The organism is Gemmatimonadota bacterium (assembly GCA_016719105.1).
Lineage (GTDB): Bacteria > Gemmatimonadota > Gemmatimonadetes > Gemmatimonadales > Gemmatimonadaceae > SCN-70-22.
This window is the reverse complement of the sequence record JADKAQ010000032.1, coordinates 1-8,875: the sequence shown is the minus strand read 5'-3', so window position 1 is coordinate 8,875 and position 8,875 is coordinate 1. Positions and strand designations below refer to the sequence as shown.

Sequence of the window (8,875 nt, the reverse complement as noted above, 5' to 3'; positions counted from 1 at the left end):
CATCGGCTTCTGCGCGTGCCGTGAAGAGTGAACGCAGCGCGGTGCGCGTCGTGGTAAAGGTGGCGACGTCGCGTGGTCGACGTCCACGAGCACCACCCAGGGCGAATATCGAGGGCGCGCGATCAATACGGCCGGTGCGGAATTGATGAATCCTGACCCGCGCGACTGCCGCCCTGACGGCTGGCACATCAGCGCGATCCACTGGTCGTCGCGGGCCGGACGTCCCCTGTTCTACGCATCAGTACTGGCCGCGCACGGATTCAGAGCGCGGTTTACAATCCCGTCACATTGATCGGGCAGATCAAACCAAGGTTCGCGACCGCCTCGACGGCCGTCATCCCCGTGCCGAAGCGCGCCATGGTTGCTCGGGGACGCGCAAATTCACCGTATGGCAGGTAGCGTACGCGAAGATTTGACACGCGGCTGAACGCGGGGCGCGCGAGTGGCGCTCGCACATCGGCCTCACGCTCGTCTGGCGCGACGGGGAACAGGTGCGTCACGGCCGCATCCGGTGCGCCGAGCGCCACGTCGAGTACTCGAACGATCCCTGAGTCGATGGATGTCGTCTGCTCCACCTCGAACGCGCCGGCGACGCCGCCGGTCGGGACGCCGAACGGGTCGCGCTTCAGCCAGAGCACGTCGATCAGCTTCACGGCCTCGGCGCCGGGCGATGCAGCGGTCGACCCAGCAGAGCGCGTCTCCCCAACGTTGGATATTCGGGTCAGGCATGAGCGGGATCTGGGGCTGATAGGCCGTTGGAGGCCGCACCGGAGCAGGCCGACTACCTTCAAGCGTGACTCAGCCGTATACGCCGTGCTCGATGCGCACGAGCACCTCCCTGCACCTCCGTCGCGCCTGCGTCCGTGCCGAGTAACTCCAGAGGCTGCCGCCCCTCCAGCGCCCGGTTGTGTCCCGAGCCACCGGTATGCGGTGTCCCGGTCTCCTGGGGCCTCCTCTCTGCCCGACGGCGATCGCGCCAAACGCGCCAGCCGATCTGATTCAGAGGAGACAGTCGCTCGCGGTTCCTCTGTTTGAGATCGAGCGCGCGGTCGGACCCGACGAGGGCGCAGATCAATTGATGGCGATAAGGCCGGGTGGAGTTCCTCGACCAGGTGGGTGAGCGACCCCGGGAGGGGAGCCCTCCTTTGAGCGATCTCGCGGCAAGCTCGATATCGGTGTGCACGTCTCGGCCAAGCACGGTGGCTCCCCGAGAAGGGCTGCGGCTGCTGCTGGTGCGGCCATACTTTCCCGGACCCGTCAGGTCCCGGACGGTTACCGCCAGGCGGCGGGTCTGTCAATTCGGGGGCGCGGTGGTGACGAGACTGCACGTTGAAGTCCGGGCGACGACAGGCGGCTTCGCGCCCCAGAGCGACTCGACCATCCCTGCCGGGGTCGGCAAGATGGTCGGTAGGGGCTCACAACCTCGCCCAGTTTTCCGTTCGTTAGGAATCCGACGGCAGCTTTGTGGAGCAATGTCAAGGGACTTCCATTCCAAAGTGTCAAAAGACTTCTGGACGACCGCGAGCCGCCGCACGGCCGCGAGGACCTGCACCTCCGTGGTACAGCGCACGCACGTATCGAGAAAGCGGCCGAAGGCGCAATGGTTCTCCGGCGATTCGTAGGTGTCCGGGATGAGAAGTTTTGCTTCCAGAGCCACGCGGTCGGCGCCTCGGAATGCTCGCGCTGCTCGGCCACCGAGTGCAAGACCGTCTTGAGCGAGGAGCCGCGGTACGCGTTGCCGAATGTGCCTGCCTCGATCTCGCGAACGACCGCCAGGATGCCTCGGAGGATGGACCGAAAGTTCGTGACCCGCGCTTCCCACAGGAAACAGGTGCGGTACGTGCTGCCGACGCCCTCTCGCGAGCGCGTGAGGAGGACGCGGAGCGGCTCCGGCGGCACCGGGACGGTGGGGCTGGCAGGCGCGGCGGTTCCGGGCGCGAAGGGGACAGCCGACATGGACGGGATGCCACGATTCGTGGCACAGCGTAGCCCTCGACCGCCCAGCAAGCAGCGGGGGCGTGCGTCCGACGAATATGGAGATCCGCCCCCCTCCTCGCATCCGGGAATGCGGACGGGGCGGTTGTCGGGGAAGCGCCGCGTGTTTCTACGCGACCTCCGACTGACATCGCCGCGGCTGGGCCGGACATTGGAAGATCGGGGTCCCGCGCGCCGACCTGCGCTTCCGCGCTGATCGTACGCCTATGGACGTTCACTGGAGGTACCTATGCGGAACTGGACGCGCACGGCACGGTCTGTCCTCATCGCGTCTGGCGCGCTCGCGACGCTTGCCGCCTGCTCGGGCGACGCAATCCTGGGCGGGCCAGACGACACCGGGCGGGCCGCACTGCAGTCGGTCTCGCCTGCGAACGGCGTCACGGGCGTGTCGATCACCATGTCGATGGCGATGAACTTCTCCCGGCCGATGGGCCGCGATATGGAGAAGTACATCGTCGTCCACGAGGGGTCGCTCACCGGGTCCGCCGTAGGCGGGAAGTGGCGCTGGTCTTCAGACCGTCGGACCTTGACCTTCACACCCGACGTACCGCTCAGGGCCCGGACCACCTACGTCATCCACATGGGCGGAGACATGCAGGGTCAGAATGGGAGGCCGCTCGACCACACCCAGTGCGCGTCGCTGGGCGGGAGGGCGGTCTCGGAGGGGATGATGAGCGGCGGGATGGGGATGATGGGCGCCGGCTGGCGGGGAGCCGACGGGAGCTACGGGATGATCTTCACGTTCACCACCGCGTGAGCCGACGGAGGCGAAGCGCAGCCGTGGAGTCTGCGGCCGCGTTTCGCCGTCTCGGTCGTCGAAGGGTCGCGGCCGATGCGTCGCCGGTCGATGGGTCGCCGGTCGACGGGTCGGCCGTCGTGGGCTATCCGCGCGCGACGAGATAGGCCGCGGGCGCAAGCAGCGCGACCCAGCAGATTCACCAGAGGGCGACCGACCAGGCGGGGAGCCTCGAGCCCTCCGCGCGCTCCTGCCGGCTCCGAGAATCCCGGCGCCCACGCTGGAGGCGAGTTCGACGCGCTTCTGCCACCCCGTTGCCGTCTGGTCGACGGCGGACCGCCGGGCCCGGAACGCACGCGAGCGCCGCATGGCTCCTCCCAGAAGATCCGCACCACCACGGCTTCCGCGGGCGACGCCCCGGAAGCCGACCGTCCACGCACGCGACGCGAGGCGGTGCTCCCGGCAAGCGTTCCCGGCACGTGCGGCCCGGATGGGTCGTCCGCCTTGCGCGCGGCCGTGCGTAGTCCGCGCTCTTGTACCAGAGACCAGATCGCCGGCACGACGAGCAGCGTAAGAATCGTGCTGCTCACCATGCCACCGATCATAGGTGCGGCGATACGCTTCATGACGCTCGCGCCGGTGCCGGTCCCCCACAGGATCGGCAAAAGCCCGATCATCGTCGAGGCGACGGTCATCATCTTGGGGCGCACGCGCTCCACCGCGCCCTCGATCACGGCCGCGTAGAGCTCCGGCACCCCCGCGGGGCGACCGGACGCGCGCCGCTCCTTCCATGCGCTGTCGAGATACACGAGCATGATGACCGCTGTCTCCGCCGCGACGCCAGCGAGCGCAAGGAACCCGATGGTGACGGCGACGGACCAGTCGTAGTCCAGCGCCCAGAGGAACCAGACGCCGCCCACCAGCGTGAACGGGATCGAGAGCATCACGATCAGCGTCTCGCCGACATTCTTGAAGTTGAAGTAGAGCAGCAGAAACACGAGGGCGAGCGTCGCTGGGACGACGACCTGCATCTTCGCCTTGGCGCGCTCCATGTACTCGTACTGCCCGCTCCACGCGAGCGTGTAGCCCGGCGGCAGCGTCATCGTACGCGCCACCATTCGCTTCGCCTCGGCCACGTACCCACCGATGTCGCGGCCCCCGACGTCCACGTACACCCACGCGGTCGGCTGCGCGTCCTCGGTGCGGACGACCATCGGCCCCGCGGTCTGCCGGATGGTGGCGACCTGCCCCAACGGGACCTGCGACACGCCGGCGCGGGAGGGCGGCGCGGCGTCGCCCTGGGCCGACGACATGCCGGCCGTCATGGCCCCGCCCCTCGTTGCAGCCCCCGCCCCTAACCCGTGGCTCACCGGCACGAGCACGGACGCGAGTCGCTCGGGGGTGTCCGCGCAGTTCCTGGGGATAGCGGACACGCACGCCGTAGCGTTCGCGCCCCTCGACGGTCTGCGTGATCGTCATGCCGCCGATGGCGGTGGCGATCACCGTCTGGATGTCGCCGACGTTCAGCCCGTGCCGCGCCGCCGCCGCGCGGTCGATGTCGATGTCCAGGTAGTAGCCGCTGACCGCGCGTTCCGCGAAGGCGCTCCGGGTACCGGGCACCATCTTGAGATGCCCCTCGAGCTCCTTGCCAAGGCGTTCGAGCTCTCCGAGGTCCGGGCCGTAGAGCTTCACGCCCACCGGCGTGCGAATGCCAGTGGCGAGCATGTCGATGCGCCCCTTGATTGGCATCGTCCACGCGTTGGTCACCCCTGGCATGCTCACCGCTGAATCCATGGCCGCGATCAGGCGGTTGTAGGTCATGCCGGGACGCCACTCGGACGCAGGCTTCAGTGAGATGGTCGTCTCTGCCATGTCCAGCCCCGCCGGATCGGTCGCCGTCTCGGCGCGCCCCGCCTTGCCCCACACGCTCGCGACCTCGGGGAATGACTTCAGGATAGCGTCCTGCTGCCGCAGCAGCTCGCGCGCGCGGGCCACGCTGATGCCGGGGAGCGTCGTCGGCATGTAGAGGATCGTCCCCTCGTCGAGCGGCGGCATGAACTCGCTGCCGATGCGCTGGAAGGGGATCCACGTCAGGATGAGCGCCGCGGCCGACGCGCTGATGACCGGCCAGCGGTGGCGCATCGTCCACGCGAGCATCGGCCGGTACGCACGGATCATTGCCCGGCTTAATGGGTTCCGCTCCTCGCGGTAGATCTTCCCACGGATGAAGATTCCCATGAGGACCGGAACCAGCGTAATGCTGAGCAGACTCGCTGCCGCCATTGCAAACGTCTTCGTCAGCGCGAGCGGCTTGAAGAGCCGTCCTTCCTGCCCCTCGAGCGTGAAAACGGGAATAAACGAGACGGTGATGATGAGCAGCGAGTAGAAGAGCGAGGGCCCCACTTCCTTCGCGGCGTCGAGTACCACCTCCATCCGTTCCTGGGTCGAGGGCGTGGCCGTATCCAGCCGCTGGGTGGCCCCGGGCAACGTGCCGCGCGGCGCGTTCGAGGTGCTTGTGCATGTTCTCCACCATCACGATGGCCGCGTCGATCATCTCGCCGATGGCGATGGCGATGCCTCCCAGGCTCATGATGTCGGCGCCGATCCCGAACGCTCGCAGACCGATGAAGGCGATCACGACGCTGATCGGCAACGTCACCACGGCGACGAGCGCCGAGCGCACGTGGAGGAGAAAGACGACGCAGATGAGGGCGACGATCACCGCCTCCTCGATCAACGTCTCGCGCACCGTTGTCGATGGCCCGTTGGATCAGCGTGCTCCGGTCGTAGACCGGGCGCACGACGACTCGGGCGGGAGGCCCTGGCTGCACGCCGCGATCTTCGCCTTGACGCGTGCGATGGTGGCGAGCGCATTCTCGCCAAACCGCCGCTGATCACGATGCCGCCGACCGCGTCGCCGCGGCCATCAAGGTCCGCGACCCTGCGGCGGACCGCCGGGCCGGCCGCTCACACGGCCGAGCTTCCGGAGACTCAGCGAAACCGGCGGCCCGACGCGGTGGCGCCCACCACAACGCTCTCGATGTCGCCGATGGTCTTGAGGTAGCCGGAGCCCGCGCACCATTGCTCGCGCCTCGGAGAGCTCGACGGCCATCGCGCCGATGTCACTGTTGGCGCTCTGGATCGCCGACATCACGCGGGTGATCGGGATGCCGTACGCGAGCAGCTTGGCCGGATCGATGTCGATCTGGTACTGCTTTTCGAACCCGCCGACGCTTGCCACCTCGGCGACGCCGGGGACGGCGGTCAGCGCGTACCGGAGGTACCAGTCCTGGATGCTACGCAGCTCGCCGAGGTCCAGACGCCCCGTCGTGTCCTCGAGCGCGTACTGGTACACCCACCCGAGCCCGGTCGCGTCCGGGCCTAACGTCGGCGACACCGAGGCGGGGAGCTTCCCCTTGATGCCATTCAGGTACTCGAGGACGCGGGTGCGCGCCCAGTACAGATCCGTGCCGTCCTCGAAGATGACGTACACGAAGGAGACGCCGAAGAACGAGTAGCCGCGCACGGTGCGCGCGCCCGGCACCTTGAGCATCTCGGCCGCCACCGGGTACGTGACCTGATCTCGACGATGCGTGGCGCCTGCCTCGCCGTGCTCGGCCTGCACGATCACCCGCAGACGCGCTCGGAGTCGGGGAGTGCTTCGAGCGGCGTGCGACGGATCGACCAGATGCCTCCGAGAACCAGGCCCGCGGTCAGCAGGAACACGATGAGTCGGTTGCGGACCGACCACTCGATGATGTGCTTCAGCATGGCGTCACCTCCCGCCGTGGCCAGCGTGTGTCTCGCCGCCCCGCGTTGCGGTCGACGGAACCGGCTCGGTCGGGTTCGGCCTGCCCGGTGTGCCCGGTGTGCCCGGTGTGCCCGGTGTGCCCGGTGTGCCCGGTGTGCCGGAGGTGTCCGGCATGCGCATGTCCGGCATCGGCCTCGCAGGACGCGGGGCGGGTCGTGACCCCGGATCGGCGGGCGCACGCGACGGCGGTAGTCGTCCTGGCCCGGACCGTGATCCTCATGCCGGGCATGTCGCCCATCCCGCCGAGGGCGCAGTGCCGAGGTTGACCTCGGCTTAGTCGACGAGAAAGGTCGCCGATGCGACGACCGTGTCGCCGAGTGCCAGCCGCGCAGGATTTCGATACGGTCGTCCGAGGCAGCGCCCACCTGCACGCTGCGCGGCTCGAGCCGACCATCGGCTCGGCGGACGAATACGAGGGTCCGCTCGCCCGTCGAGAGCACCGCCCCGCGCGGCACGGTGAGCACGGCCGCCCCCGTGGCACTGGACGCCCCCGTGATCCGAAGCGTGGCGTACATGCCGGGCTTGAGGCGCACCCCCGCGTTGGCGAGCGCCACGCGCACCCGCACGGTGCGCGTCTCGGTATCGAGCGTTGGATAGACGTAGGCAATGCGACCCGTCCACCGCTCGCCGGGGTACGCGTCGAACTCGGCGACGGCGATCTGTCCGGTGCGGATCGCACGCAGGTCCTGTTCGTACACGTCGGCCTCGACCCACACCGTCGTCAGGTCCGCGACGCGGAAGAGCGCCTCGCCGGCCATGATGCGCTGCCCCGTCGTGACGTTTTTCTCGACGACCACGCCGGTCGCCGATGACCGCAGTGTCAGGGTGCGTTGCACCTGGCCACTTCGTTCGATAGCGGCGATCTCGTCGGCCTGGATGTCCCAATAAGCGAGACGTCGGCGGGCGGACGCGACCAGATCTGCCGCGCCAGCCTGCGCGTCCGGCGCGCCGCCCGCCACGTCACCCACGAGTCGCTGCGCCAGCAGCAACTCTTCCTGGGCCGTCACGAGCATGGGCGAGTACACGCGCATGAGTGGCTCGCCCCGCTGGATCACTCGACCGGTGAAGTTGACATAGAGATGCTCGACCCAGCCGTCGATCTTGGGCGCGATGGTCTGCACGCGGGTCTCGTCCACGGTGACCTGTCCGACCGTACGGATCTCCCGCGGGAGGACACTGGCGGTCACGGGGGCGAACGTCACGCCGATGCGGCGCGCCTGATCGCCGGTCAGCGACACAGGGGAGGCCGCGCCGACGGGCGCGGCCATCGTCGTGTGGTCGTGCCCACCGGTCGCGGTCGGGACCGTCGACGTTCGCGTCAGCCACCATGCGACGACCAGCGCCGCGACCGGGACCGCCACGAGGGCCGTCACCCGGAGGAGCCGACGCGCGACCGGCGGACGCGCGCGCTGCGGGACCGGCGCCTGCGATGCAAGAACAGGTGGGGCGGTCGGCTCGGGGGGCCGCGCCTCGTTCGGCGGGGGCGCGTGGTGTGGCTGGTTCGAGAGGGGATCGTTCGGCGTGGGCGTCACGGGGCACCTCTGCCGGCGCGCGGGAACGCGGAGGCCGAATTGGTCTGGGGTAGGAGCGGACGACCGACCAGCATCTCGAGCTCGGCCCACGCGCGGCCTTCCGCCGCGTCGAGTGTGAAGAGCTCCTGCCGGTACCGGTTCACGCCCATCTGGTTGTCGATCACAGTCATGAAGTCCACGGCGCCCGACCGGTACGAGGCGAGCGCGGACATCGTCGCCGCGTCGGCTTGGGGGAGGACGGTCGCGCGGTAGAGCTCGCGAAGGCGGCGCGTGCTCGCGAGCGTCGCGAAGACCTCGCCGAGTCGGCTGCGTGTTTCCGCGCGCATAGCGGTCAGTTCCGCCTCGGCCATCTGGTGCATCGCCGCGGTCTCCTCGCGCATCTGGAGCTGCCGGGATCGGGCGAAGATCGGGAGCGAGGCGCCGATCATGAGGCTTCCCATGCGGTCCACCCCCATTTCCATGCGTCGCTGGCCGTACTGCACGCCAACCTGCAGGTCGGGCCACAACTCGCGCCGGGCAAGCCTCGCGTCGGCGGACGCAGCGCGCACGTCGGCGGCACCAGCGGCGAGCATCGGCCGCGTCTCGAACGCGAGACTCTCCAAGGTCTCGAGTGCGGGTAGCGTGTCCGGGAACGCCGGCAACACCGACGCGCCGGCCACAGCATCCGGCGGCGAATCGGCAGCCGCGGCGAGTCGCGCCGTCGCGCCCGCGAGCATCGCGCCCATGCGGACCACTTCCTCGTCCATGCGGGCGATCTCGACCCGGGCCCGCAGCACGTCCGCTTGACGCCCGTCGCCGACC

At 69.0% G+C, this 8,875-nt stretch carries 7 protein-coding genes and 1 pseudogene; 2 read left to right on the top strand and 6 right to left on the bottom strand.

Features of this window, described 5'->3' with window-relative positions; all coding sequences use genetic code 11:
• Nucleotides 1-272 precede the first annotated feature (272 nt).
• Nucleotides 273-653, bottom strand: a complete 381-nt coding sequence (locus tag IPN47_23155; protein ID MBK9410893.1) for a hypothetical protein — start codon at nt 651-653, stop codon at nt 273-275.
• A gap of 1,571 nt (nt 654-2,224) precedes the next feature.
• On the opposite strand from IPN47_23155, the gene IPN47_23150 reads away from it, so the two are divergent.
• Nucleotides 2,225-2,752, top strand: a complete 528-nt coding sequence (locus IPN47_23150) for an Ig-like domain-containing protein (protein MBK9410892.1) — start codon at nt 2,225-2,227, stop codon at nt 2,750-2,752.
• Here the strand turns inward: IPN47_23150 and IPN47_23145 are convergent.
• Nucleotides 2,719-4,056 carry an efflux RND transporter permease subunit gene (locus IPN47_23145; protein ID MBK9410891.1) on the bottom strand — a complete coding sequence of 446 codons (1,338 nt, stop codon included), beginning with the start codon at nt 4,054-4,056 and terminating at the stop codon, nt 2,719-2,721. The genes IPN47_23150 and IPN47_23145 overlap by 34 nt on opposite strands.
• 127 nt (nt 4,057-4,183) lie before the next feature.
• A pseudogene (locus IPN47_23140) lies at nt 4,184-5,164 on the bottom strand (efflux RND transporter permease subunit).
• A gap of 191 nt (nt 5,165-5,355) precedes the next feature.
• Here IPN47_23140 and IPN47_23135 point away from each other — a divergent pair.
• Nucleotides 5,356-5,625 carry a hypothetical protein gene (locus tag IPN47_23135; GenBank protein ID MBK9410890.1) on the top strand — a complete coding sequence of 90 codons (270 nt, stop codon included), beginning with the start codon at nt 5,356-5,358 and terminating at the stop codon, nt 5,623-5,625.
• A gap of 32 nt (nt 5,626-5,657) precedes the next feature.
• Here the strand turns inward: IPN47_23135 and IPN47_23130 are convergent, their stop codons facing one another.
• The 3 genes from IPN47_23130 to IPN47_23120 form a co-directional block, all read right to left on the bottom strand.
• Nucleotides 5,658-6,362, bottom strand: coding sequence for an efflux RND transporter permease subunit (locus tag IPN47_23130; GenBank protein ID MBK9410889.1), 705 nt, complete (start codon nt 6,360-6,362; stop codon nt 5,658-5,660).
• Entirely contained in the window at nt 6,359-7,915 is a 1,557-nt protein-coding gene (locus IPN47_23125; GenBank protein ID MBK9410888.1) for an efflux RND transporter periplasmic adaptor subunit, read from the bottom strand. Before IPN47_23125 ends, IPN47_23130 begins: the two co-directional genes overlap by 4 nt.
• A 155-nt stretch (nt 7,916-8,070) precedes the next feature.
• Nucleotides 8,071-8,875, bottom strand: an 805-nt coding sequence (locus IPN47_23120; protein MBK9410887.1) for a TolC family protein, incomplete at its 5' end; no start/stop codon positions are given.

Bases quoted from the DNA above. Each gene is read 5' to 3' on its own strand.
- IPN47_23135 (MBK9410890.1), top strand. From the start codon at position 5,356: ATGAAGGCGATCACGACGCTGATCGGCAACGTCACCACGGCGACGAGC.
- IPN47_23145 (MBK9410891.1), bottom strand. From the start codon at position 4,056: ATGACGGCCGGCATGTCGTCGGCCCAGGGCGACGCCGCGCCGCCCTCC.
- IPN47_23150 (MBK9410892.1), top strand. From the start codon at position 2,225: ATGCGGAACTGGACGCGCACGGCACGGTCTGTCCTCATCGCGTCTGGC.